Raw genomic sequence first — 24,678 nt, 5'->3', positions numbered from 1 at the left:
TTAGATTCGCCTGATTTGGCCTATTGTCTTACGCCGCTACAGGATCGGCTCAAGATGCGCGTTCATGTCGGGCGTCTTGGTCAAATCGCAGCGGTCAATCACGTCGCTCGGATAAAGCTGGCTGTAACTGTCGAAAATTTTCCAGCTCTGGTTCTGACACTCCGCAACGTGCATGTCCTGGATAGTGTGGTTGCTCACCGGGTCGACGACCATATGTCCGGCCGGGCCGTCCCATGCAATATCGCCACTCCGCAGCGCGTTCATCACGGCTTGGCGCTCATGCGTGCCAGCCTTCTTGACGCCCTCGGCCCAAAGCATGGTGCCGAGATAGCCGCCGATGCCAACCGCATTGAGATACGGTGCATCATCACCGAAGCGCGCGTGGAAACGCTTCACGAACGCCTTGTTGGCGGGCAGTTCCAGCTCTTGGAAATATGGCTGGGCACTGACGATGCCATTGCCCTCTTCCGGCTGCAGCTGAATATGCTCGTTGCCGACGCCGAACGTGCACGACACGATCGGAATCTTGTCCAGCATACCGGCCGCCGCCCACTGGCGGTAAAAGCCCATATGCGCCGCACCAACCAAACAGGTCGCGAGCCAATCGGGCTTGGCTTCCTGAATCTTGGCGATGGCTGGGCCGAACTCGGTAACGTCGAGCGGGAAATGATCGCGTTGCAGAACCGTACCGCCGAGGTCGCCCGAGAATTTTTCGAGCCATTTGCCGATAATCTGCGGCGCGTTGTAATCGGCACCAATGTAGAAGGTCTTGGGGCCGCGTTTTTTGAAGCCAAATTCGGCGATCGGCTTCACCCATTGCACGGCACCAACGCCGCTGACGAAATTGTTGATATCGCAGACGCCGCCTTCGTAAATGACGCTGTACCACAACATGGTTTTATATTTGCTGAGAATTGGCCGGATCACTTCGCGCGACGCACTTGTGATGCCGCCGTGCACGAGATCGACTTTTTCCTTGAGTGCCGCTTCCTGCGCATATTGCGCATAGAGCTGCATGTTGGATTGCGGATCATATTTAATCAGGCGGATTTTCTTGCCGTTCAGGCCGCCAGCGGCGTTGAGTTCCTCGACCGCGAGTTCCATGGTCATGGTCATCGGCGTGCCATAAATATCGAGGCCGCCCGACTGGTCGAACAGCGAAGCGATGACGATCTCGTCATCGGCCCTGCTCTGAATCGGTAAAATACTGGCGGCAAATGCCGTGCCGAGGCCTGCGCCTGCGCCCTTTAAGACGGATCTACGTGTAAGTTTCATAGTCGGTTACCTCCCTGATAAGCCTGTTTCCAATTGCTGAATGAAAAGAACAATCTTAGTTATTGGCGCCCATTATCACCATCATCCTAGTCTACGCACGCAATTTCTTCCGCTCAGCGACTTTATCACTCCAACATGGATGCGATCGGTGACCCTGAAGGGCCGGAGAAATATAAAGTGCTGTTGCGCCGCGGCGTTTGCAGCTACCAACACGCCTGCCGCCCAATTTTACCTAATTATTTGAGTGATGATGGATTATATTTTTGCCGGCCCACCAGAATTCGGCGAGACCAAGGAAGTCGCGCACGGCCTGCATTGGCTGCGTATGCCGCTGCCAATGGCGCTCGATCATATCAATCTGTGGCTGGTTGAAGACGGACCCGGCTGGACATTGATCGATACCGGTCTCCATAGCGGTCTGTCGAAGAAAATTTGGACCCAGGTGATCGACGAGCGTCTCGGCGGGCGGCCGCTAAATCGCGTCATCTGTACCCATTTTCATCCCGACCATGTTGGCATGGCGGGCTGGCTGGTGGCGCGCACCGGCGCCGAATTTTGGATGCCGCGCACCGAATGGCTTTATGCCCGCATGTTGGCGATCGACACCAGCGACAGTTTCACCGATGCGACGGTCGAGTATTACCGTCGCGCCGGCGGCAGCGCGGATTATCTCGCGCGGCTGAGAGAGCGCGGGGCGTTTTTCCCGGGCCTGGTTTCGGACATGCCGCGCGGTATCCGCCGAATTCGCGACGGGGATGTTTTCGCGATCGGTGAAAACAACTGGAAAATCGTCGTCGGCAACGGCCATTCGCCCGAGCACGCCTGCCTGCTCTCGGAAGAAATTGGCCTGTTCGTGGCCGGCGATCTGGTGTTGCCGAGGATCTCGCCACATATCGGCGTTTATGCAGACGAACCCGATGCCGACCCGCTGCGGGATTATCTCGATACGATGGAGCGCTTTCACGCACTTTCTGACGATGTCATTGTGTTGCCATCGCACAATGAACCGTTTCGCGGATTACATGAGCGCCTCGATGCGCTGATCCAGCATCATGCTGATCGCCTGGTCGAATTTGCCGCCGCTTGCGCCACGCCCACCACGGCACTGGATGTTGCCGTCCAAGTCTTTAAACGGCGCCTCGATTCTGCGCAGCTCGGATTCGCCATTGCGGAGACGGTTGCGCATCTCAATTACTTAATCGCTGAGCAGAAAGTAGTGCGCCGTGAAAATACAGACGGCGTACATTTATATGAAGCAACATAGCTTCCCCGGTATATGAAGCGACTTAGCTTCCCCGGCGCGTCACCCGAGACCGAGCAGCCGATCCACCGTATCGCGCAGGATGCAGGCAGCATCTACCATCTGATCAAGCGGCACATGTTCGTTGGCGGCGTGGCTGGTGGCGCCGTCGCCCGGACCGAAATTGACGATTTCGATATTGTCGTCGGCGAAATAGCGCCCCTCGCTGACCGCCAGCGCGTTGATGAAAACGGGCGCGCGCCCACATCGTGCCGCGATGGCGGCGGTGAGGGCCGAAATGCCCGGCCCGTCTTCGGGCGGCGAAAAGCCGTTGGTGCCGGTAAGGAATTCCACGCTGAGGCTTTCTGGCGGCTCGCCTGAGGCTTCGAGAATCTCGACCATCTCCCGATAGGCTTGTTTCACATCCTCATTCGGCAGCAGGCGACGGTCGATCTCGAGCATACAGGCGCTCGGTACAACATTGACGTTATGCCCACCTTGAATGCGGCCGATATTCATGGTCGAGCGTTTTTCGCCGCTGACGCGCGCCGCGAGACGCGGCTCCATCTCAGCGCGGAGATGCGCCACCAGACGGATCATGCGGAGAATTGCATTGTCGCCCGATTCTGGATCGCCGCCATGGGCAGCGCGGCCAGATGCCGTGATACGCAACCACAGCACGCCCCGCTCCGCGGCGATGAGATCGTTTCCGGTCGGCCCGCCGACCAGCATGATATCGGGTTTGAGTGCACCTGCTTCGCGCAAATAACACATTCCGTCAGGGCCGAGCCGCTCTTCGTCGCCAGTGAAAGTGAAGGCAATTTCGCCCTGGCGCGGGCCGCCGGCGCGAATGATTTCCTCGCCCAACCAAATATGGAGCGCCGTCGAGCCCTTGCAATTGTTGGCGCCGAGACCATAAATCGCGCCATTCTTCAGCACTGCCTTCAGGGGATCGGTCAACCAATCCGTGCGCTTCCCCGCTTCCACCGTGTCAATATGACAATTAAGCGCCAATTGCGGCGAACCGGCGCCGATGCGCGCCACTACATTTTCGACGCCATCAGCACGGCTCAACGTTTGGCAGCGATATCCAGCACGTTCATAGCGGGAACGAATATACGCACAAATTTCTATGGTATCGCCCGGTGGATAGGCCGAGGGAATGGCTATAAGATCGCTTAATATCGCGGTCAGTTGTGCTGCGAGTTCCGTTTCGTTTGTCATGTGTCGGCCGATCCGAGGGAGGAAGTGATTTGACTGTTAGCGCCAAGAGCATAAACGCGATTAATGAAGAGATGCAGGAAATTCCGATTGAGCAAAAGCGCATCGGGGAATTGCCGGTCGAGTTAAACCAATTGTTGAGTGCGGCGCGGGCCCTGAGAGCGGCGCATGATTTCGATCGCGACCCAGCGGATTTTCAACGCGTCCTTCACAAAGTGCGGGACTGAGACGATGGCACCCAGCGAAGAGGAGCTGAGCGCCCTAACGCTTTGCGGTCTCGCCGATGCACTACGCAGCGGGGAAATTTCAGCCGCCGAGACAATGAAAACGACCTTGGCCCGCATCGAGCGGCTTGATCCTCATTTGAACGCCTTTATCTGGCGCGACGGCGAGCGCGCCATGGCGCGTGCGGAAGAGGCCGACGCCGCGCGCCGACGCGGCGATGAAATAGGCCCACTGCACGGCGTGCCGTTGGCGCACAAGGACATGTTCTACCGCCCGGGGCGGCCCAGTACCTGCGGCTCGCATATCCGCCGCGAGTTCCAGGGACGCGAAACGGCGACCGTGCTACGCCGCCTCGATCAGGCCGGGGGCATTGAAATCGGCACCCTTGCCATGGTCGAGTTCGCCATGGGGCCGCATGGCTATAACGGCCACTTGCCGCGCTGCCGAAATTGTTGGGATTTCGAACGCATTCCGTGCGGCTCGTCTTCGGGCTCGGGCACGGCCGTCGCCGGACGCCTTGTATACGGCGCGCTCGGCTCTGATACCGGCGGCTCGATCCGCTGCCCGGCAGCCGCCAACGGCATCACCGGCATGAGTCCGACCTATGGCCGAGTCAGCCGCTACGGCGCCATGCCGATGTCGTTTTCGCTCGATGTCATGGGGCCGCTCGCCCGCACCGCCCAGGATTGCGCGCGATTGCTGGGCGCCATCGCTGGGCGTGACGGCAAAGACGCGAGTTCGAGTCGCGAGCGCGTGCCGGACTATGAAGGCGGGCTCATGCGTTCGATCGTCGGCCTTCGCGTCGGCGTGCCGGAGGGCTATTTTGACGAGGATTTGGATCCCGACGTGGCATTGCTGATCGAGGAAAGCCTTGATGTGTTTAAGTCGCGCGGCGCGCGGATCATCAAAGTCAAAATGCCGGACGTCGTGAACAAGGTGGCGGAGATTCATCCCTTGGTGATGAAGGCAGAAGGCTCGGCCAATCACGGCGCCTGGAAACGCGCCCATGCAGAAGATTATTCCGAAGAGGTTAGCAAGCGGCTAGAAGCCGGATTTTTCATTCCCGCCAGCGACTATATCAACGCTCTGCAATACCGTGGCGCCGCGTTGCAGGAATTCTCGGACACCGTGTTTTCTAAGATCGATGTGCTGCACACGCCGGTTCTGCCGATGCCGACACCAAGCCTTGAGGCCACCGCCTATTCGGACGGCCCCGCCTATCTCAAGATGGTCGTGGCACTCACGCGCAACACCAAGGTGGTGAATTATTTCGGCTTGCCGGCATTAAGCATCACTTGTGGCTTCACGCCAGACGGCATGCCGACATCGTTTCAACTGATCGGTCGACCGTTCTCTGAAGACCTGCTGCTCCGCCTCGGTCACCAATATCAGCACGAAACCCATTGGCACGAACAGATGCCCCATGCGTTGGAAGGTATGTAACTGACCGGATCAGGCCTTTCTGCTCCGCCGAGGAGATAAGGGCCTAATTTTTCTGCTCTTGATGCACGATCTGCGTCTCTGCGATCGAGCGCGGATCGCGTGCTGTCCAGCGGCCCTGCTCGGCGGTCGAGAAGAATTCCTGCGTCACATGGTTGAAGGCATCAGGCTCTTCCAGATTCGAAGCATGTCCGGTACGCGGCAAGATCACGAGCCCGCTCGCCGGCATGGTGCGCTTTAGCCACAGTGTCGCGTCGAGGCAGGGCTCGTCCTCATCGCCATTGATCAACAAAGTCGGCACGGTGACAGCCGCCAAATTTGCCTCGAGATCATAGAGCGAAGGCCGGCGGCCCTGTACACCGCGCAACGTATTGGCCGAGCCGCGCGGCGAATGCTCGATGAACTGTTGGCGAAATTCGGCCCAGCCGCGCGGGTCCTTGTTCTGATGCTGCACACGGAAGGGGCCGCTGGCGTAAACGGCGGCTGCTTTCTCCGTGCCGTCGCGCTCAAAGTGATCGGCCAGGATGTCGACCTCGCGCTGGAAACTCTGCTGCTTGCCCTTTGGCGCGCCATAGCCGCAACCTGCGACCACCAGCGCGCTGGCACGGTCGCCATGGCGCATGCCGATATGCAGCGTGGCAAAACCACCCATGCTCAGGCCAACGATATGGGCTTTATCGATAGCGTAATGATCGAGTACGGCGATAGCGTCCGCCACCGCGAGATCCTGGCTGTACAGCGCCGGATCGTCCGGCACGTCCGAAGGGAGATAGCCGCGCGCGTCGTAGCTGATGCAGCGATAGCGCCGCGAGAAATAGCGTATCTGCGGCTCCCAACTGCGATGGTCGCCGGCGAATTCATGGATGAAGAGAACCGGGTGGCCGCTGCCTGTCTCCTCGCAATGCAATTTCACTCCGCCCGAATTTGCGTATGCCACATTCTCGCTCCCGCAATGATTTTTATCGCGTGTCAGTATCGACTGGCCGGCGCGCTATTGAAACCACCGAAATATCCATGCTCAACTGGGCATGGATAGCAATGAATTCAACGAAGAGGTCGACCATGCGCCGCATTCTTTACAATATGGAATTTAAGGGCCGGGGCGAGCAGCAAAGCGATGGCGAGATGCTTTGGATCACGCAATCGTTCGCGCCCTGTATGCGCGTTACCACCGAGATCGGCGCCGACGGTGTCGACGCGCGCATCGAGGATTTGGCCGGACCCAAGGCCGAGTTCTATTCAAAGTCTAAGGCGCATGATGGCGGCGCGCTCGGCCCGGGCAAGAAGTTCCGTGAGTGGGGTACCCTCTCATTCGGCAATGGCAATGTGCTCAATTTCGACACCGTCGGCGGCGGCGAGTTCGGCCCGGTTGGCGATTCCGGCCTTTTGCAGGGCGGCATCGTCTGGGCGGTCGATGGCGGCAGCGGCCTGTTCGAGAACGCCAAGGGGATCATCACGTCGAACTTCGCCGTCGATGCAGCGGGCGATGTGGTGGACTACCAGACCGGCGTAATTTATTTACCTTAGAGCATTTCAAATGCGTCGCCTCAGGTGATTCCACCTGCTCGGAATTTGCTCTCGTAGCGTTTAGGCGGCGGTGTAGCCACCGTCGATCACCAGCTCCGTTCCGGTAACGAAACTCGCCTCGTCCGACGCGAGATAGAGAACGGCATTCGCCACCTCTTCGGCTTCGCCGACCCGCCCGGCGGGATGCAATTTGCCAAGCGCCACGAGACCGCTTTCGAGCGAACCCCAGCTCTTGGCGTAGCGCTCCACCATCGGCGTGCGAATATAAGCCGGGTGCACGGAATTGACACGGATGTTCCAGCCGGCCTCAGCGCATTCCAGCGCCACGCCTTTGGTAAATAGGCGCACCGCCCCCTTGGTCGCGTTATAGGCCGCCTGAACCGGCGAGCCGACCAATCCTAGAATTGACGACATATTGACGATCGCACCGCCGCCGCTCGCGCGCATGGCGGGAAGCGCGAACTTGCAGCCGAAGAACACGCTGTCGACATTGACCGCCATGATGCGGCGCCATTGTTCAGTGGTGGTCTCCTCAAGACCGGCCGCGAAGGCGATGCCGGCATTATTGACCAGTATGTTAAGGCCACCGAAACGCTCGACCGTTGTGTCGATCACCCGGCGCCAATCCACCTCCTCGGCGACGTCATGCGCCAGAGAGAGCGCCTCGCCGCCGCAAGCACGAATCTCGGCGGCAAGTGTTTCAGCTTCCACCTGATCAATATCACTCACGCACACGAGCGCGCCTTCCTGGGCAAGGCGGCGTGCGCAGGCGCGCCCGATTCCTGCGGCGGCGCCGCTGACAATAGCGATTTTGCCGACCACCCGATCACCCGTCCTAAAATTCATGTCACGATCCCCACAGTTTCGTAGCGCCAACTGACGCTAGAATAAGCGCTGAACTGTCCAAATATGTGAAAAAGGCAGTGTTTAATCCGCATATCCGTAATTCATGTGAGGAAACTTATTTTCGTATCGGCAATTGCACAGATTACCTGTTGCGGCTAATCTGTGGCCGTCGCAACTACGCTGACGGGGGAAACTATGTGCGGAATTGCCGGCATTATGTTCAAAAATGGTCGGAACGATCATGAGACGGGCGTGGCCCTCGTCGATATGCTTGACGGCTGTCAGCACAGAGGCCGGGATTCGACCGGTTTCGCGCTCTATGGCGAAGAACATCGGAACGAATTGAAGCTGCGCTTCCTCGTTGGCGAAGGCGCGGCGGCGAATGAATCCGAGGCGCTGATCAAGACAGCGCTGGAGGCCCATGACGCGGAAATCGTCGAAGACAGGCGTGTCGGCAATACCTACCAAGCGGTGGTGAAATTCGACGGTGATCTGCGCAGCTTTGCCTATGCGATGGAGCATGCCGCACCTGAGGCCAAGGTCATTTCCATTGGCCAGAGTTTGGATATCGTCAAAGATATAGGTGGCGCACATGACGTCGACGACCGCTTTCACGTGCATGAATTTAAGGGCAGTCACGGCCTCGGCCATGTCCGCCTGGCGACGGAATCCGATGTCCGCCCCGAATCCGCGCATCCCTTCTGGGCTACCGGATTTTCCGATGTCGCCATCGTCCACAACGGCCAGATCACCAATTACTGGAAAATGCGCCGCCGCCTTGAACAGCGCGATTTCGAATTTCGTACTGATAATGACAGCGAGTTGATCGCGGTTTATCTGGCCGACAAGATGGCGACCGGCGTGCCACTGCGCGAGGCGTTGAAAGACTCCATCGAAGATCTTGACGGCACATTTTCCTTTCTCGTTTCGACCAAGGACGAAATCGGCTACGCCAAAGACCATCTCGCCGCCAAGCCGATGGTGATGTACGAGAATGACGATCTGATCGTCATTGCGTCCGAGGAAGTTTCTCTCAACCGCCTGTTTCCAGGCCAAGCACTGAATACAAAGGAGCCCCCGCCAGGGAGCTACGACACATGGTCCAAATCGACCTAGCGGAAATCACCGTTCGCCAAGCCAACGAACTAATTCGTGAATATGGCGCCCAGGGCGAAGATATAGACATCGTCAATCCAGACGCGCGCCATCATATCGGCGTCGGATTGACGGATGCCGTGACCGTACGCGTGCACGGCTCGGCCGGATATTTTTGCGCCGGATTGAGCGACGCCGCCCGGTTCGAGGTTGAGAGCAATGTCGGTTGGGGACTGGGCGATAATATGTATTCGGGCTCCGTCGTCGTAGGCGGCAATGCCAGCGCCATCGCCGGAGTCGCGATTCGCGGCGCCGAGATCGTCATTCGCGGCAATATGGGTTCGCGCGCCGGACAGGTGATGAAGGCGGGCACATTGTTGTGCGGCGGTAACGCCAATTTCATGGCCGGCTATCTGATGTATGGCGGGCGCATCGTCATTTTGGGCGATTCGGGCGAGCGCGTCGGTGAGGATATGGCGGGCGGCGAAATTTACGTCGGCGGCAAAGTTCAATCGCTCGGCTCGGACGCCAAAATGGGCGATTCTGAGGGCACCGAGATCGACGATATCCGGGCCTTTCTCGAGCGCTACGAGATATCCTACAAGGGCGGTTTTCAGAAGATCGTGAATGAAGGTAAGAAGCTGCACTACAAGACCTCCGAGCAGCAGATGCGCAGCATTCCGTTCGTCGCCTTCTCGGGAAAATCGGATTACTGGAACCCTAAAATCCAGGAAGACATCCATATAAAATCGCAGATCGGGCGGTATCGCGTACGCGGTTATGGCGGCGCCCGTGAATTGCCCCATCTCTCTGACATTACCTTTGCCCGGGATATTTCCGACTTCAGCGATATTTCGAATCCGGTTTCCAATGTTGAGATGCACACCCTGATTGGTGGCAAGCACGGCGCCACACCGCTGGACCTTTCCATGCCGGTCATGATTGCGCCGATGAGCTATGGCGCGCTCAGCCGCTCCACCAAACAAGCCATCGGCATGGCCTCGACGCTTGCTGGCATTGCAGAGAATACCGGCGAGGGCGGCATGAGCGATGCCCAGCGTGGCGCCGCCAAGCAGCTCATTTTCCAGTGTCTGGGGGGGCGCCTGGGCTGGAACATCCACGATATGAAGCGCGCCAACGGGCTGGAAATCTATATCAGCCAGGGCGCTAAGCCGGGATTCGGCGGTCAGCTAATGGCCAAAAAAGTGACCAAGGAATTAGCCGAAATCAGAGGCATCCCGCAAGGCATCGATTTGCGCTCGCCGTCGCGCCATCCGGATATTTTGGGCGGCGATGATTTGTTGATCAAAGTCGAAGAGCTGCGCGAAGCGACTGGCTATAAATTGCCGGTAAGCGTCAAACTCGGCGCCGGGCGCATCCGCGACGACATTAAGATCGCCTATAAGGACGGTTTCGATTTTGTCGAACTCGACGGCATGCAGGGCTCGACCGGAGCGGGCGGCGCCGAAGTCATGGAATATGTCGGCATTCCCACTATCTCGGCGATCATGGACGCACTTGACGGCCTGGCCGAGATCGACGCTGCGGGCGATATTCAGATCATTCTGATGGGTGGCCTGCGGGATGGCGTCGATGCGGTCAAATCACTCTGTCTCGGCGCCAGTGCGGTCGCCTTCGGCAACGCCACCATCGTCGCTGGTGGATGTATTTCCTGCATGCAGTGCCATGTCGGCCAGTGCGTCACCGGCATCGCCACGCAAGACCCCGAGCATGAAAAACGCTATCGCCCAGAAGTCGAGGCGCACAATATCCATCGTTTCCTGGAAAGCGTGCGCTGGCAGATTGCGGCGCTCACCCAGGCGCTCGGCTATGACGATGTCAAATCGCTCAACCGCGACGACCTCGTGGCGTTGACCCCGGAAGCGGCGGCGATCACGCGTTTGCCCTACCGCCCTGACCTGCGCGAACGCCAGGCCCTGGTCGAGGCGGTCTGAAATGGCGGCCAAGGGTACCGGCGGGGCGGGCGGCCACATGCTCCTCCCGGCCGAACTTCCGGACGACACGGATGATCTGCATTTTGTTCCGGCGCCCTGCCAAGTGGCCTGCCCGGTCGGCACCGACGCGCCGTCCTATATCGCCTATATCTGGGAGCGCAAATTTGCCGAGGCCTTCGAGGCCATTACGGCGACCAACCCGTTCAGCTCTATTTGCGGACGCGTGTGCGATGCGCCGTGCGAGCCCGCTTGCCGCCGCGTGCAGGCTGACGGGCCGCTGCAAATCCGCAATCTCAAGCGCTTTGTTATGGATGAAGTGGGCAACAGCCTCGACCCGCCGCCCGTGCCGGTCACGCGCAAAGAGACTGTCGCGGTCGTTGGCTCGGGGCCGGCTGGACTGGTCGCCGCGCATGATCTTTCGATCGCCGGGTATGAAGTGCATGTCTATGAAATGACCGACCGCCTCGGCGGCATGATGATATGGGGCATTCCGGCGTTCCGCCTGCCGCCCGGCATCATCAATGAGGATATCGAGCGGCTGACCAAACGGTGCCCTGGTCTCAAATTCCATTTGAATACGGCGCTCGGCGACGACATCACGCTGGAACAATTGAAAACCCGGCACGACGCAGTGGTGCTGGCGATTGGCTCGTGGTGGGGTAAAACCATGGGCATCCCAGGCGATGAGGATGCGCGGGTTGTCGACGGCGTGCAGTTCCTGCGCGATATCAATGCCGGTGCGCGTCCGGAAATGCCGGAGACCGTCGTCGTCGTCGGCGGCGGCGATGTCGCCATGGATGCCTGCCGCGTCGCCAAGCGGCTGCCGGGCTGCAAGCACGTGAAGGTGATTTACCGCCGCGGCCCGGATGAGATTCCGGCGCGCGCGATCGAGCTTGAAGGCGCTGTCAAGGAAGGCATCGAATTTATCTATCACACGCAGCAGGTCTCGCTCGCTACCAAGGGCAATCACCTGTCGCTCACCTGTATCAAGACCGAATCGGGCGAGCCCGATGAAGATGGCCGGCGCAGCCCGGTGGACGTGCCCGGCAGCGAGCATGAAATCGAATGCGGCATGGTCATCGCCTCAATCGGCCAGCAGGGTCTCTGCGCCCATCTTGATGAAAAAGGCATGATGCTGAGTGACCGCGTGCGCACCGATTGGGACAGCATGCGGACCGACGACCCCCAGGTGTTTGCCTGTGGCGACGGCGCATTCGGCGGCTCGACCATCGTCATGGCGATGCATCACGGCCAGCGCGCCGCCTACTACGTGAAGGCCTTTCTTGAGGGCCACGATAAACCGATGCCCTATCGCCAACCCTATCGCACCCGGCGCGTGCCATTGGCGCAGGATTTGGAGTGGGAAAAACTACCGGTCCAAGAAGCGGAATTCCACGGCCTCGGCGAAAAGCCGATCGAATTTCCCGAGATCGAAGATACTTACGGCAACGAAGCTGCGCGCAAAGAAGCGGCGCGCTGCTACCGCTGTGATGCCGAGACCGGCACCGCCGATTACGCCGTGCGGCACCGCGAGGATATCTTCGCCATGGCGCGCACCAATCCGCTCGACGAGAAGGCGCATGCCAAGATGTTGGCGCGCCGCTTGACGCCGCGCGCCAATCCGTTCCCCGAGGATCGCCTCGCCACGCTCGACGACCTCACCTTCCTGCCAGCTAATCTGACCCGGTTGGTGATCGATCCCTACCGCGAGGCGTGCCGCATCGATACTGAACTCGGCGGCGGGCGTCTGAAGATGGCGGGACCGTTTCTCGCCACCGGATTCGACGCCGCACCTGATCAGGTACGTCGCGCGGTAGCCAACGGACTGCACAGCGCAGGCTGCCCCTATGTCGGTATCCGCCCGATCTCAGGGGACGTGCCCTGGCTGCAACTTGTCATGCCCGATCAGATCCCACCGAGCGCCGACGCGGTCGGACAAATCCATTGTTTGGGCCACAAATTCCGGCCTGTAAAAGCCGAGCGCCTGTTCGACGATCAGCTTCTCGGCCTATCGGTTTCCTCACCGGCCGTGCTTGAAGAGGCGATTCCCTATGCCCTGGAGCAAGGCTTCGATGTGCTTCTCCTCGACGGTAGTCGCGGACTCGGCGCAACTTGGGCCGAGCTTTCCGGCGAGCCCGATCTCACTATCATGCGCGATGCGGTGACCATCCTCAGGCGCTTGCGGCGCGAGGAACAGATCGATTTGGTCTATTTCGGCGGTGTGCGCTCCGGCACCGATACCGCCAAGCTGGTGGCGCTGGGCGGCATGGCGGTAATTCTTGGTGTTTCTTTGGGATTGGCGGCCGGCGGCGAGATCGGCGCCAATCACGAGATGAAATTCTCCACCAACCGCAGCGATGCGGAACGCGCCGAGGGGATCGTCAATATCCTCAATGCCAGCGCACAAGAGGCGTCTATGATGGCGCGCTGCACCGGCAAGACAAATTTGCATAACGTCGAGCCGGAAGATTTACGCGCCATCACAAACGCAACCGCAGAGGCCACCGGCGTTCCGCTTGCCGGCACGCTCTAGAACCCGAGTTTCCTGGGCGCGATATCCTCTAAGCCGATAATCGACTAGACTGCGGCCATGGACATTTCCTTGAATTACGGCAAGGCGCAACTCTCTGTGTCGTTGCCCGACTCGCTTGACGTCAGAATCATTCGCAAGCCCGAGATGCCGCTCCTTAACGATCCCGTGGCGGCGCTCGAAGCGGCATTTGCCAATCCGGCCGGCGGCGCGCCACTTGCCGAACTGGCGGCAGGCGCCACGACGGCCTGCATTTTGATCTGCGATATCACCCGGCCGGTGCCGAACGGCGTCTTTCTGGCGCCGCTCTTGCGCGCCCTGTTGGCCGCCGGCCTGGACAAGGCCAATATCTCCATCCTCGTCGCCACCGGGCTGCATCGTCCCAATGAGGGCGACGAGTTGGCCGAGTTGGTCGGCGACCCTTGGGTGCTTGAGAATTTTCGAGTGGAGAACCATTTTGCCCGCGACGATGCCGCGCATGTTTCGCTCGGCCGCACGCGGAGCGGTACCGCCGTGAAGCTCGACAAGCGTTTCGTAAATGCCGATGTGCGCATCGCTACCGGTCTGGTAGAGCCGCATTTCATGGCCGGCTGGTCGGGCGGGCGCAAGGTGATCGCGCCGGGCGTCGCCCATGCCGAGACCATCACGGCATTCCATAGCGCGCGGTTCATGGAGCAGCCCGGTTGCGACAATTGCATTCTCGACGGCAATCCCTTGCACGCCGAACAACTCGAAATCATGGCGATGTTGGGCGGCGCCACCGCGCTGAATGTGGTGATCGACGAAGCGCGGCGCATCTCCCTGATTAATTTTGGCGAAGTTGTGCAAAGCCATCTCGCGGCGGTGGAACATGTCCGCGCCTATGCTGAAGTCGGTGTGCCCGAGCGCTTTCGCACGGTGGTTACCAGCGCGGCGGGCTATCCCCTCGACAAGACCTATTATCAAACCGTCAAAGGCATGGTTGGTCCCTTGGATATCCTTGAGCCCGGCGGAACCCTGGTGATCGCCTCGGCCTGCTCAGAGGGCATGGGCTCGGCTGAGTATGTCGCCTCGCAGCGCCGCCTGATCGAAAATGGCGCCGAGCAATTCCTGCGCGATATCGAAGCCAAAAGCCATGCCGCCGTCGATGAATGGCAGACCGAAATGCTGCTCAAGCCACTCCGCATCGGCCGGGTTTGCCTCTATACGGACGGGCTTTCGGAAGCGGAGTTCGGGCTGACAGGTGTCATACCCGTCGCCTCGGTGGCGGCGGCCGTCGCCGAAGCGGTAGCCGCGGCCGGTGACAACCGGGTGGCCGTCATTCCGGAGGGGCCATATGTGGTTCCGCGCTACCGGCCTGAGAGTTGAGCGCGTCTCTTCCGCCCGGGAACACCGCGCCGTCCCATAGCCGCTTCGCCGACGCCTGCGTTCTTGCGGCGACGGTCAGCGGCTCCAGCCTCGCCATCATCGACGCCACCGCGGTCAATGTCGCGCTGCCCGCCATCCAACAGGGCTTCGATGCCGATATCACCGCCCTGCAATGGGTCGTCGAATCCTATGCGCTGCTGCTTGGCGCTCTCATTCTTGTCGGCGGCGTGCTCGGCGATCATCTCGGGCGCAAACGGTTGTTCGCCATTGGCGTCCTCATCTTTGCCGCTGCCTCGGCCTGGTGCGGCCTGGCCGAGGACATGGGGCAACTGATCATCGCCCGCGCCGTCCAGGGCGTCGGCGCGGCCCTGGTCGTGCCCGGTAGCTTGGCGCTTCTCAGCGCACATTTCCCGGAAGCGCGGCGCGGCCGCGCCATCGGACAATGGGCCTCGTTTACCACCTTGGCGATCGCGCTCGGGCCGCTGTTGGGCGGCGTGTTGGTCGATATCGCATCGTGGCGCTGGGTGTTTTTCATCAATTTGCCGATTTCCGCCTTCCTACTAGCGGTGCTTTATGCCGGCGTTCCCGAAAGTCGCGACGAAAGTGCAGCGCGCAAGCTCGACCTGATCGGCGCTGGACTCATTACCCTCGGCCTCGGCGGCATTGTGTATGGATTGCTTGAATCTTCACGTCTCGGCTTCGCCGCTGGCGCCGTCTGGGGGTCGATGGTGGCGGGGGCGGTGCTCATCCTCCTTTTTATCTACCGGCAAAAAACCGCGTCATTTCCAATGCTGCCTCTGGCATTGTTTCGGTCGCGCGCCTTTTCCGGCGCCAACATCATGACCTTCCTGCTTTATGGCGCCATGAGCGGCAGCCTGTTTTTTCTGCCTTTCAACCTGATGCAGGTGCAGGGATGGAGTGCAACCGAGGCCGGCGCGGCACTGCTGCCATTGATCCTGGCCATTGCCATATTCTCGCTCGGTGCGCAGCGGCTGGTTGCCCGCTTCGGCCAGCGCTTGCCCTTGGCTGTCGGCGGCGCCATTGCCGCGTTCGGATTTGCGCTGCTCGCCTTACCCGGCAGCGACAGCGGCTATTGGTCCGGTTTTTTTCCCGGCCTTGCGGTGGTTGGATTGGGGCTCGGTATCGCGGTTGCGCCATTGACCATCGTCGTTATGGCGGCGGTACCGGCGAACCGCGCCGGCCTCGCCTCAGGCGTCAACAACAGCGCCTCACGGGTGGCCATGCTTATCGCTGTAGCAGTCTTCGGCGTGGTCATGTTTGAAATATTTTCCGGGCATCTTGAGGCCGCGCTGAAATCCGTAGCTCTGGATGACGCAAGCCGAGCCCTGATCGGCACGCGGATGCCCGAATTGGCGGGACTGCAAACGCCGCCGGCGCTTGCTGCGGATTTGGCAGCCCAGTTGCGCAGCGCCATCGATGATTCCTTCGTCGCCGGATTTCGCGCCGTCGCATTGATTTCCGCCGCGATCGCTCTGTTGAGCGCCGTGGTCGCCGCTTTGACGATACCGTCGCAAGCTATAAAGCAGTAAGCTGGCGATCATGCGAAAGCCGCTAACCGAATTGCAAGGGGCGAAATTCGACGTTGCAGTGATCGGCGCCGGCGTCAACGGCGCGAGCGCGGCCCAGCATCTGGCAGCGGCGGGCTTCCGCACGCGGTTGGTAGAACAGAATGATTTCGCCTCGGGCTCGTCCAGCCGCTCGAGCCGCTTGCTGCATTGTGGTCTGCGCTATCTCGCGCCGGGCTCCTCGCCTTGGGAATTCGCCTTTCACCCGCGCCGCCTGATGAAAGCGCTCGGCATGGCGCGCCAAGCGATGATGGCGCGCAGCCAGATGGTGCGCGAAACCTCCGAGCGCGTGCGTCCCATGACATTTTCTTACCCGATTTACAAAGAGACGCCCTACGCGCCGTGGCAGATCGACGCCGCTTTTCGAATTCTAAAGGCGTTGGGGCCAAACGACGTGCCGCTTGATTACCACCGGCTCAGCCGCGCCGAGGCGCGTCGGCAGCCGCTACTTGAATGGCTGCGCGATATCGATGCGCTGAAAGGCATCGCCCAATTCCGCGAATATCGTTTTGACTGGCCTGAGCGCATCGCCCTGGATGCGATTCTCGATGCCGTTCGCCTTGGGGCAGAGGTGCGCAACCATACGGCGCTCACCGGGTTGGAGCGCGAGGCCGGCGGCGACTGGCGCCTGACCTTGTCAGATAAATTGGCGGACGGCGCGGCGGGTGAAGTCACGGTGACGGCGCGCGCAATCGTGAATACGGCGGGTATCTGGATAGACCGGGTGAATCACATGGCGTCCGCCAATACGGGGCGGCGCATCACCGGCACCAAGGGTATTCATTGCATGTTCCGTCTGCCGCCCGAATGTGCGGATCAGGGCATCGCCAGCATGAACCGGGACAATGAGCCAATTTACTGCGTGCCGTGGCGCGGCCTGCATTATGTCGGCCCGACGGAAACTTTATACGACGGCGACATCGACGATATCCGCCCCGAAGAAGATGAAATCGAATGGCTGCTCGGCGAAGCCAATCACTTGCTGCCGGGCGCGGAGTTTAAGCGCGCGAATTTACTTTTCGCCTGGGCCGGGGTGCGCCCGCTGACCTATGATCCGGCCCAGCCCAAAGGCGCGCGCAGCCGTGAACTACACGATCTTTCCAGCGACGGCCTCGACAATATGTTCGCCCTGACCGCCGGGCCGATCATGACGCATCGCTCGGCTGGAGAGCTTTTGACTCAGCGTGTCGCAAAGAGGGTGCGGCCGTCAGGCACACCCGGCGTACTCAGCTTCGCCGCCGGCAAATTTCCCGAAAATACCAACTCGCCCGCCATCGACGACGAATGGCCCGAAGCCAGCTTCGCTGATCTCCGCCACGCCGCAGCGCATGAAATGCCGGCCGATCTTATCGATCTTTTATTCCGCCGCAGCGGCAATGGCTGGACCGCTTCGATGGCGGCACCGATGGCCGAGGCTGCTGCGCGCGAAGTGGCGGCGGAAATGGGCTGGGACGAGGCGCGCATCGAAGCCGAGGCGGCGGCCTACCGCGCCCATGTCGCGCACAATCATTTGTGGCACGGCGCTTCCGACTGAGGGTGCCGGAGGCCTATTTGGCGGGCGGCGTGAATTCGCTGGCGGCAGTGGGCGCGCCGGCGCATACGGCGCGGTCTGTTTGTACCATGTGGATCAGATGGGCCAGCACCGAGCGTGCTGCGGCACTGTAGAGCACCGGATCAACGTCTGCATACATGCGGCGCACCATGTCGGGTATGCGGGCGATGCCGTCTTGCAGACAATCTGAAATTTGCACTTCGCGCACTTTACGATGGGCGATCAGGGCGGCGATGAATTCGCTGGGTGCTTCGATCGCCGGGCCGTGGGTCGGCCAAAACAACGTTTCCGGGCGGGCGCCAAGGCGCTCCAACGAGGCCATGTAATCCGCCATGTCGCCATCCGGCGGCGACACCACCGTGGTCGACCAGCCCATCACATGATCGCCGGAAAACAACGTGTTTTCTTCCTTCAAGGCGAAGCAGAGATGATTGGAGGTATGGCCCGGCGTATGCAGCGCCTCGATCGTCCAGCCGGCGCCGTGGATTATGTCACCGTCGCCAAGCGTGACATCGGGCATGAAATCATGATCGCCGCCCTCCTCCACTTCGTCGCCCATGCGTCCGCCGCCATGCGGACCGAAGCCATAGGATTTGGCGCCGGTTGCGGCCTTCAGATAACGGGTCGCCGGTGAATGGTCACGATGGGTATGGGTCACCAGCAAATGGCTCACTGTTTCACCTTCAAGCGCGCCGAGCAGAGCGTCGACATGGCTATCCAAATCAGGTCCGGCGTCGATCACCGCCACTTCGCCGCGACCGATGATGTATGTGCCGGTGCCGTGAAAGGTAAAGGGGCTAGGATTATTTGCGATGACGCGCCGGACCAGAGGCGACAAGGTGTCGGAGACGCCATAGCTGAATTCCAGTGCGCGGCGAAAGGGTATGGCAGTGGCCATGGGCGCGTCCTCTGCGTTGCCGGTGACGGCTCTAAAGTCCGCCGGGGCGGGAAGGGTCTTCGCCGGGCGGGCCTCGGCGGCCGGGAATGCCTTGCGCCCGGGGCCCGCCGCCATGGCTGCCCTGGTCGCTATCGCCAGGGTCCTGCGGCGTGGCCCGTCCGGATCCCGTGAGATGCAGGAAAACATCCTCCAGATCGGGCTCGTCGGTGGAAAGATCGCGGATCGTCACTCCGGCCTGGCGCACCACATCGAGCAATTGGCCAATTTCCGTCTTGCTCCGCATGTAGCGCACGGCGAGGCGGCGGGGACTGCGCAACTCCGTCTCGAAGCCTTCCAATCCGGCGGGAATTTCGCTCATATCCTCGGCGCTCATGATCACCAGTTCCTTGACGTCCACGCGCTCAATAAGGCTGGCGGTCGGCTCGCAAGCGATCAGTTTGCCCTTGTCGATGATAGCGATGGTGTCGCACAGCGCCTCGGCCTCTTCGAGATAATGCGTGGTCAGGACAACCGTTGTGCCGCGCGCGTTGAGTTCTCTCAGATGCGACCATAGCTGTTGGCGCAGCTCCACATCGACGCCCGCCGTGGGTTCGTCGAGGATGACGACCGGCGGCGAATGGACCAGCGCTTTGGCCACCATCAAGCGCCGGCGCATGCCGCCTGAGAGGGCGCGCGGGTAGGTCTCGGCCTGCGCCGTCAAGCCAACGGTATCCAGAATCTCAGCGGTGCGGCGTTCGTGATGACGAAGGCCAAAATAGCCGGCTTGCGCTTCGAGAGCCTCGCGTGCCGTGAAATATGGATCGAGGACAAGCTCCTGCGGCACCACGCCGATGGAAATCCTCGCGCCGCGTGTTTCGCGCACAAGATCAAAGCCCCACACCGTAACATCGCCCGACGTCTTATTCGTAAGCCCGGCGAGAATGTTGATAAAGGTGGATTTTCCAGCCCCGTTGGGGCCGAGCAGGCCGAAAAACGAGCCGCGTGGAATTTTGAGGTCAAGATCGTGGAGCGCGACCGTTTCGCTGCCGCGCCGACGATAGACTTTGCGCAAGGCTTTTGCCTCGATCGCGTTTTGCGGTTGGCTCATTGCGGGAGTCACCTTTTAAAAGACCTGCGCGCGGTGTTGATCACCGTGCCCGAATGGGTATCATTCGCCGCGTTGGTGGGTCAATTCGACCGTGCCGAAAGGGCAAAGCATGAGCACAGCAATCGAAGCGCCGGAAACGGTCGAAAGTGACAAAACTGAAGTCAGTTGTAATGGTGGCGGCGATCTCGGCCATCCCCGAGTTTATCTCAATATGGGCAATCAGGGCGAAGTCGAATGCCCCTATTGTGACCGAAAATTTGTGCTTCGCGGCGGCAAGAAGCCGGTTTAAGGCGCTTCGCCATCAGACGCGTGCCTCAATCACCTTGCCGCGCCAGACCACTGCCAGCCATAGCGTCACCAGTACCGCGAGGGCCGAAAGCGCTGAATTTGCCCAGTAAGCGTCAGCACCGATAATTCCGTATAGCCACCCGGCCAGCAGCATTCCGACGCCAAGACCCGCGCCATAGGTGAGCCCACCCAAAAGCCCTTGCGCCGAATTGGCATAAACGTCCGGCACGGCGCGGGTGATGAACAACATGGCGCCCAAATGCATGGCACCAAAGCTCGCCGCGTGCAGAAGCTGCACCAGCGCCACGATCCAAAGCTCAGTGGTGAGCGCCAGCACCGCCCAGCGCAATGCGCCAAACCCCGCCGCCACCGCGATCAGCCCGATTGGTCCCAACCGGCGCACAACCGGCGCGCCAAATGCGAAGAGCAGAATTTCAGCCACCACGCTCTCACCCCATAGGAGGCCGACTGTTAGGTGCGAGTAGCCTTGGGATGTCCAATGAATGGTGGAAAAGCCGTAATAGACACCGTGTGCCGCATGGATCATCGCGGTGGCGAGAATAAAAAGCACAAAAGGCTTGCTGGAAAGCAGGGTTTTTAGCGGCGCTAGCCCGCGCGCCACACCTGCTGCCGACGCGCGCGGCAGGGCAAGAGAGGCGACGAGCAAAATCGCGAGCGTGACCAACAATAGCGTGACGATGGTCGACGCCGGCAAGCCGCCGCGCGCATCAAGTAAAAAGCCGCCGGCAATGGCCGCAACCACGAACGAGACCGATCCCCAGAGGCGCACGCGGCCATAACCTTGCTCCGCCGAGACGGTGCGGAGCGAGATCGTCTCCGCCAACGGCGCGACGCTCGAATAGGCGAAGAAAAAGGCGAACGTGGCGAGCAACAGCGGCCAAAATCCGGCCGCCCAGTAGAACGCGGGCATCACCGCCAAGGCTGCGGCCGCGCAGGCGATAAGCGTCTTCTTCGGTGCGCCCGAGCGGTCGGCCTGCCAGGCGACGACAGGTCCGGCGGCGGCGCGCAACCATAGCGCCAGCGCCAGCACCAAGCCGATCTGTCCAGCCGGCAGCCCACGCGCTTCGAGGAGCAGCGGCCAAAACGGAAACAGCACGCCACCGACGAGAAAATAACCGCCATAAAAGACGGCCAGGCGGACGGCCATATTGAGCGGCGGCGGGGCTGTCTGGGAGGGCGGCATAAGTTGGATTCTATCTGCTCGGGCGTGGCATAGTGAGAGAAGCGCCCGGCCAGGACAAGCTTGGCACAACCGACAAGGCAGGCGGAGAACCGAATGAACGCGAAACAGGAAGACGCTTCAGACGAGGCAAGCGTAAACGCTCGCGCAGGCGGCGACCATATCGTCTTGATCGATGGTTCGGGCTTTATATTCCGCGCCTTTCACGGCCTGCCGCCGCTCACCCGCCCCGACGGCACACCGGTCAATGCCGTGCTTGGTTTCACCAATATGCTGTGGAAGGTACTGCGCGACAGCGAGGCGTCATACTTCGCCGTCATTTTCGATACCGCGCGCAAGACGTTCCGCAGCGATATCTACCCGGAATACAAAGCACATCGGCCGCCGCCACCGGATGAGTTGATCCCGCAGTTCGATCTCGTGCGCGAAGCCACGCGCGCGTTCAACGTGCCATCGCTGGAAATGCGCGGCTATGAGGCCGACGATTTGATCGCCACCTATACCCGGCTCGCGTGCGAAGCCGGCATGCGGGTCACCATCGTCTCGTCAGACAAGGATTTGATGCAGTTGGTCTTGGATCACCAGGTGGTGCTGCTCGACCATTTCAAAAACCGCGAGATCGGCGCCGACGGCGTGCGCGAAAAATTCGGCGTCGGCCCCAACAAGGTCATCGACGTGCAAGCGTTGGCCGGCGATTCCTCGGACAATGTACCCGGTGTGCCCGGCATCGGCGTCAAGACCGCGGCGGAGCTGATCAATGAATATGGCGATCTGGATACGCTGCTGGCGCGCGCCGGGGAAATCAAACAGCCCAAACGGCGGCAGAATTTGCTCGATTTTGCCGACCAAGCGCGAATCTCGCGCCAGTTGGTAACGCTCGATCAGGACGTACCGGATTTGGAGCCGCTCGCGAACCTAGGCAGGCGTGATGTCGAGCCCGACGTCTTGATGGCATTTTTGAAGGAACAGGGCTTCACCGCCGCCATCACGCGCATCGGCAGCCAACTCGGCCTGAGCGGCGGCGCGGCGGAAAAAAAGCCGATGCCGCCGACGGAAAGTGATTACAGCCTGGTGCAGTCAATCGACGCGCTTCAGACCTGGATCGACCGTGCGCGCGACGCCGGCACGGTAGCGTTCGATACCGAAACCACGTCGCTTGATGCCGGGCGCGCCGATCTGGTCGGATTTTCGCTCTCCATCCAGGCGGGCGAGGCGTGTTATGTGCCACTCGCCCACCGCGCGCCCGACCTGCTGGCGGACGCCAATACCATGACCCAGATTCCCCTGGCCGAAGCGCTTGCCGCGCTAAAGCCGCTGCTTGAAGACCCCGCTGTTCTTAAGATCGGCCAGAACATTAAATATGACATGCGCATCATGGCGCGCCACGGCATGGCGATCGCGCCGATCGACGATTCCATGCTGCTCTCCTACGTCCTCGATGGCGGCCTGCACGGCCATGGCATGGACGAGCTGTCGAAGCTTCATCTCGACCACGCGCCAATTCCTTTCAAAGAGGTTGCTGGCACCGGTAAGAACAAGATCACCTTCGATCAGGTGCCGCTCGCAAACGCCTGCGATTATGCCGCCGAGGACGCGGATATCACGCTTCGCCTGCATCAGTTGCTGAAGCCGCGCCTCGTACAAGAGCATATGGTGACCGTCTATGAGCGCTTGGAACGCCCGCTGGCACCGGTCCTGGCGCGCATGGAGAGCGCTGGAATTAAGGTAGAGCGGGCGGCGCTGGCTCGCCTGTCGGAGGATTTTGCCCAGCGCATCGCCGTGTTGGAGGAGGAAATTCATCGTCTCGCCGGGCGGACATTTGCCATCGGCTCACCCAAGCAGCTGGGCGAAATCCTGTTCGAGGAAATGAGTCTGCAGGGCGGTAAGAAGGGAAAATCGGGCGCCTACGCGACCGGCGCCGACGTGCTCGATGGCCTGGTCGCGCAAGGTCATGATTTCCCAGCCCGCGTGCTCGATTGGCGGCAGCTCAGCAAACTCAAGAGCACCTACACGGATGCGCTGCTGCAACATATCAATCCCGATACCGGGCGCGTTCACACCTCCTATTCAATGACTGGCGCGAGCACTGGGCGGCTCTCTTCGAACGACCCTAATTTGCAGAACATCCCGGTGCGCACGGAAGAAGGTCGCAACATCCGCCGCGCCTTCGTCGCCGAAAAGGGCCATCTGCTATTGAGCGCCGATTATTCGCAGATCGAGCTCCGCATCCTCGCCCATATCGCCGGCGTCGATACGCTGAAGCAGGCGTTTCACGAGGGTGTCGACATCCACGCGTTGACCGCCAGTCAGGTCTTTGGCGTGCCGCTCGAAGGCATGGACCCGATGGTTCGGCGCTCCGCCAAAGCGATCAATTTCGGCATCGTTTACGGCATTAGCCCGTTCGGACTCGCACGCCAGCTCGGCATCGCACAGGGTGAGGCCAAAGCCTATATCGAGGCATATTTCGAACGCTATCCCGGTATCAAAGATTATATGGAGCGCACCAAGAAGGAGGCGCACGAGGCGGGCTACGTCACGACGCTGTTTGGCCGCCGTTGCAACCTGCCTGGCATCAACGAAAAGAACCCGGCACATCGCGGCTTTTCCGAGCGCGCCGCCATCAACGCACCGATTCAGGGCACTGCCGCCGATATCATCAAGCGCGCGATGATCGTCATGGAGCAGGCGCTGACCGAAGCCGGGCTCAAGGCGCGCATGCTGCTACAAGTGCATGACGAGCTGATCTTCGAGGTACCCAACGACGAAATCGACGCCACCGCAGAGGTGGCGCGGCGCGTGATGTCCGGTGCCGCGCATCTCGACGTGCCGCTCATTGTCGACACCGGCGCCGCCGACAATTGGGCCGAAGCGCACTAGGGCGGTTCTAAGTTTCGCGGGAGAACTCCGGCAAGCCGTCGGCATAATTGGCCCAGGGAATCCTGCTGTGCACCCAGATATGACGCGCCGGCGTAACTCGACCGGGCTGGTCGAGGCTGCCGACCGACACATGGGTATGGTCATGCGTTCCGTGATATTCGAATTGCAATTGGCTGCCACAGGCGGCGCAGAAGCTCCGGCTTGCGGTTTCGGAAGAACGGTGGCTTGCCGGTATGCCCTGGGTATAGCGGAATTTATCGTGCGCTACGCCGAGCCAGGTGACGAAGGCAGCTCCTGAGGCCTTGCGGCACATCTCGCAATGGCAGTGCGAAACGCCCTCACCCGGACCTTCTATTTCATAGCGCACCGCTCCGCACAAGCAGCCGCCGGCCAAGTTTTCATCGCTCATGTCAGTTGCTCCCTTCATCAACGAATAGGCCATATTAGTTCTCGCGGGGGATCGCTTGTCCAGCCCGGTGCGGACGCAA

20 protein-coding genes are annotated in these 24,678 nt (G+C 60.6%); 12 read left to right on the top strand and 8 right to left on the bottom strand.

Annotation, left to right across the window (positions count from 1 at the left end):
* Nucleotides 1-36 precede the first annotated feature (36 nt).
* Nucleotides 37-1,275: a transporter substrate-binding protein gene (locus O3A94_03500; protein MDA1355315.1), complete on the bottom strand. Its 1,239-nt coding sequence runs from the start codon at nucleotides 1,273-1,275 to the stop codon at nucleotides 37-39.
* A 247-nt stretch (nucleotides 1,276-1,522) separates the two neighbouring features.
* On the opposite strand from O3A94_03500, the gene O3A94_03495 reads away from it, so the two are divergent.
* Nucleotides 1,523-2,539 (top strand): MBL fold metallo-hydrolase, encoded by a 1,017-nt coding sequence (locus O3A94_03495; protein ID MDA1355314.1) that lies wholly within the window; start codon nucleotides 1,523-1,525, stop codon nucleotides 2,537-2,539.
* Nucleotides 2,540-2,578: 39 nt separating this feature from the next.
* On the opposite strand, the gene O3A94_03490 is transcribed toward O3A94_03495, so the two are convergent.
* Complete coding sequence (locus O3A94_03490) at nucleotides 2,579-3,739, bottom strand: ArgE/DapE family deacylase (protein MDA1355313.1); 1,161 nt, start codon at nucleotides 3,737-3,739, stop codon at nucleotides 2,579-2,581.
* A 29-nt stretch (nucleotides 3,740-3,768) separates the two neighbouring features.
* Here O3A94_03490 and O3A94_03485 point away from each other — a divergent pair, with 29 nt between their 5' ends.
* Nucleotides 3,769-3,963: a hypothetical protein gene (locus O3A94_03485; GenBank protein MDA1355312.1), complete on the top strand. Its 195-nt coding sequence runs from the start codon at nucleotides 3,769-3,771 to the stop codon at nucleotides 3,961-3,963.
* Nucleotides 3,964-3,967: 4 nt separating this feature from the next.
* Nucleotides 3,968-5,404: an amidase gene (locus tag O3A94_03480; protein MDA1355311.1), complete on the top strand. Its 1,437-nt coding sequence runs from the start codon at nucleotides 3,968-3,970 to the stop codon at nucleotides 5,402-5,404.
* A gap of 43 nt (nucleotides 5,405-5,447) precedes the next feature.
* Here O3A94_03480 and O3A94_03475 read toward each other — a convergent pair whose 3' ends face one another.
* Nucleotides 5,448-6,338 carry an alpha/beta hydrolase gene (locus O3A94_03475; GenBank protein MDA1355310.1) on the bottom strand — a complete coding sequence of 297 codons (891 nt, stop codon included), beginning with the start codon at nucleotides 6,336-6,338 and terminating at the stop codon, nucleotides 5,448-5,450.
* A 125-nt stretch (nucleotides 6,339-6,463) separates the two neighbouring features.
* Between O3A94_03475 and O3A94_03470 the strand changes: the two genes are divergently transcribed.
* Complete coding sequence (locus O3A94_03470) at nucleotides 6,464-6,928, top strand: hypothetical protein (protein MDA1355309.1); 465 nt, start codon at nucleotides 6,464-6,466, stop codon at nucleotides 6,926-6,928.
* Nucleotides 6,929-6,988: 60 nt separating this feature from the next.
* Here the strand turns inward: O3A94_03470 and O3A94_03465 are convergent, their stop codons facing one another.
* A complete protein-coding gene (locus O3A94_03465) occupies nucleotides 6,989-7,774 on the bottom strand; it encodes a glucose 1-dehydrogenase (GenBank protein ID MDA1355308.1) in 786 nt (261 codons plus the stop codon).
* 216 nt (nucleotides 7,775-7,990) lie between these two features.
* Between O3A94_03465 and O3A94_03460 the strand changes: the two genes are divergently transcribed.
* Genes O3A94_03460 through O3A94_03435 form a run of 6 tightly spaced genes read left to right on the top strand, consistent with a single transcriptional unit; the run spans nucleotide 7,991 to nucleotide 17,821 of the window.
* A complete protein-coding gene (locus O3A94_03460; GenBank protein MDA1355307.1) occupies nucleotides 7,991-8,890 on the top strand; it encodes a class II glutamine amidotransferase in 900 nt (299 codons plus the stop codon).
* Nucleotides 8,872-10,824: a glutamate synthase-related protein gene (locus O3A94_03455; protein MDA1355306.1), complete on the top strand. Its 1,953-nt coding sequence runs from the start codon at nucleotides 8,872-8,874 to the stop codon at nucleotides 10,822-10,824. Before O3A94_03460 ends, O3A94_03455 begins: the two co-directional genes overlap by 19 nt.
* Nucleotide 10,825: 1 nt before the next feature.
* Nucleotides 10,826-13,357, top strand: coding sequence for an FAD-dependent oxidoreductase (locus tag O3A94_03450; protein MDA1355305.1), 2,532 nt, complete (start codon nucleotides 10,826-10,828; stop codon nucleotides 13,355-13,357).
* A gap of 57 nt (nucleotides 13,358-13,414) precedes the next feature.
* On the top strand, nucleotides 13,415-14,701 hold the full coding sequence (gene larA / locus O3A94_03445) for a nickel-dependent lactate racemase (protein MDA1355304.1): 1,287 nt from the start codon (nucleotides 13,415-13,417) through the stop codon (nucleotides 14,699-14,701).
* Nucleotides 14,698-16,251 carry an MFS transporter gene (locus O3A94_03440; protein ID MDA1355303.1) on the top strand — a complete coding sequence of 518 codons (1,554 nt, stop codon included), beginning with the start codon at nucleotides 14,698-14,700 and terminating at the stop codon, nucleotides 16,249-16,251. Before larA ends, O3A94_03440 begins: the two co-directional genes overlap by 4 nt.
* A gap of 10 nt (nucleotides 16,252-16,261) precedes the next feature.
* Entirely contained in the window at nucleotides 16,262-17,821 is a 1,560-nt protein-coding gene (locus tag O3A94_03435) for an FAD-dependent oxidoreductase (GenBank protein MDA1355302.1), read from the top strand.
* Between the two features lie 13 nt (nucleotides 17,822-17,834).
* Here O3A94_03435 and O3A94_03430 read toward each other — a convergent pair whose 3' ends face one another.
* Nucleotides 17,835-18,737, bottom strand: coding sequence for an MBL fold metallo-hydrolase (locus tag O3A94_03430; GenBank protein ID MDA1355301.1), 903 nt, complete (start codon nucleotides 18,735-18,737; stop codon nucleotides 17,835-17,837).
* A gap of 31 nt (nucleotides 18,738-18,768) precedes the next feature.
* The gene (locus O3A94_03425) at nucleotides 18,769-19,824 is read right to left on the bottom strand and encodes an ABC transporter ATP-binding protein (GenBank protein MDA1355300.1); all 1,056 of its coding nucleotides are present in this window, start codon (nucleotides 19,822-19,824) and stop codon (nucleotides 18,769-18,771) included.
* 109 nt (nucleotides 19,825-19,933) lie between these two features.
* On the opposite strand from O3A94_03425, the gene O3A94_03420 reads away from it, so the two are divergent.
* Nucleotides 19,934-20,113, top strand: coding sequence for a zinc-finger domain-containing protein (locus O3A94_03420; protein ID MDA1355299.1), 180 nt, complete (start codon nucleotides 19,934-19,936; stop codon nucleotides 20,111-20,113).
* A 12-nt stretch (nucleotides 20,114-20,125) separates the two neighbouring features.
* Here O3A94_03420 and O3A94_03415 read toward each other — a convergent pair whose 3' ends face one another.
* Nucleotides 20,126-21,316 (bottom strand): MFS transporter, encoded by a 1,191-nt coding sequence (locus O3A94_03415; protein MDA1355298.1) that lies wholly within the window; start codon nucleotides 21,314-21,316, stop codon nucleotides 20,126-20,128.
* Nucleotides 21,317-21,409: 93 nt separating this feature from the next.
* Here O3A94_03415 and polA point away from each other — a divergent pair, with 93 nt between their 5' ends.
* The gene (gene polA, locus O3A94_03410) at nucleotides 21,410-24,190 is read left to right on the top strand and encodes a DNA polymerase I (protein MDA1355297.1); all 2,781 of its coding nucleotides are present in this window, start codon (nucleotides 21,410-21,412) and stop codon (nucleotides 24,188-24,190) included.
* 7 nt (nucleotides 24,191-24,197) lie between these two features.
* On the opposite strand, the gene O3A94_03405 is transcribed toward polA, so the two are convergent.
* A complete protein-coding gene (locus O3A94_03405) occupies nucleotides 24,198-24,599 on the bottom strand; it encodes a GFA family protein (protein ID MDA1355296.1) in 402 nt (133 codons plus the stop codon).
* Nucleotides 24,600-24,678 lie beyond the last annotated feature (79 nt).

Source organism: Pseudomonadota bacterium, from assembly GCA_027624955.1.
In the GTDB taxonomy this organism is placed as follows: domain Bacteria; phylum Pseudomonadota; class Alphaproteobacteria; order UBA828; family UBA828; genus PTKB01.
Note: the sequence above shows the minus strand (reverse complement) of the source record. Positions and strands in the feature narration are given on the sequence as shown.

Bases quoted from the DNA above. Each gene is read 5' to 3' on its own strand.
- O3A94_03490 (MDA1355313.1), bottom strand. From the start codon at position 3,739: ATGACAAACGAAACGGAACTCGCAGCACAACTGACCGCGATATTAAGC.
- O3A94_03435 (MDA1355302.1), top strand. From the start codon at position 16,262: ATGCGAAAGCCGCTAACCGAATTGCAAGGGGCGAAATTCGACGTTGCA.
- O3A94_03450 (MDA1355305.1), top strand. From the start codon at position 10,826: ATGGCGGCCAAGGGTACCGGCGGGGCGGGCGGCCACATGCTCCTCCCG.
- O3A94_03500 (MDA1355315.1), bottom strand. From the start codon at position 1,275: ATGAAACTTACACGTAGATCCGTCTTAAAGGGCGCAGGCGCAGGCCTC.
- O3A94_03425 (MDA1355300.1), bottom strand. From the start codon at position 19,824: ATGAGCCAACCGCAAAACGCGATCGAGGCAAAAGCCTTGCGCAAAGTC.
- O3A94_03405 (MDA1355296.1), bottom strand. From the start codon at position 24,599: ATGAGCGATGAAAACTTGGCCGGCGGCTGCTTGTGCGGAGCGGTGCGC.
- O3A94_03420 (MDA1355299.1), top strand. From the start codon at position 19,934: ATGAGCACAGCAATCGAAGCGCCGGAAACGGTCGAAAGTGACAAAACT.
- O3A94_03495 (MDA1355314.1), top strand. From the start codon at position 1,523: ATGATGGATTATATTTTTGCCGGCCCACCAGAATTCGGCGAGACCAAG.
- O3A94_03430 (MDA1355301.1), bottom strand. From the start codon at position 18,737: ATGGCCACTGCCATACCCTTTCGCCGCGCACTGGAATTCAGCTATGGC.
- O3A94_03470 (MDA1355309.1), top strand. From the start codon at position 6,464: ATGCGCCGCATTCTTTACAATATGGAATTTAAGGGCCGGGGCGAGCAG.
- O3A94_03465 (MDA1355308.1), bottom strand. From the start codon at position 7,774: ATGAATTTTAGGACGGGTGATCGGGTGGTCGGCAAAATCGCTATTGTC.
- O3A94_03480 (MDA1355311.1), top strand. From the start codon at position 3,968: ATGGCACCCAGCGAAGAGGAGCTGAGCGCCCTAACGCTTTGCGGTCTC.
- larA (MDA1355304.1), top strand. From the start codon at position 13,415: ATGGACATTTCCTTGAATTACGGCAAGGCGCAACTCTCTGTGTCGTTG.
- O3A94_03415 (MDA1355298.1), bottom strand. From the start codon at position 21,316: ATGCCGCCCTCCCAGACAGCCCCGCCGCCGCTCAATATGGCCGTCCGC.
- polA (MDA1355297.1), top strand. From the start codon at position 21,410: ATGAACGCGAAACAGGAAGACGCTTCAGACGAGGCAAGCGTAAACGCT.
- O3A94_03460 (MDA1355307.1), top strand. From the start codon at position 7,991: ATGTTCAAAAATGGTCGGAACGATCATGAGACGGGCGTGGCCCTCGTC.
- O3A94_03455 (MDA1355306.1), top strand. From the start codon at position 8,872: ATGGTCCAAATCGACCTAGCGGAAATCACCGTTCGCCAAGCCAACGAA.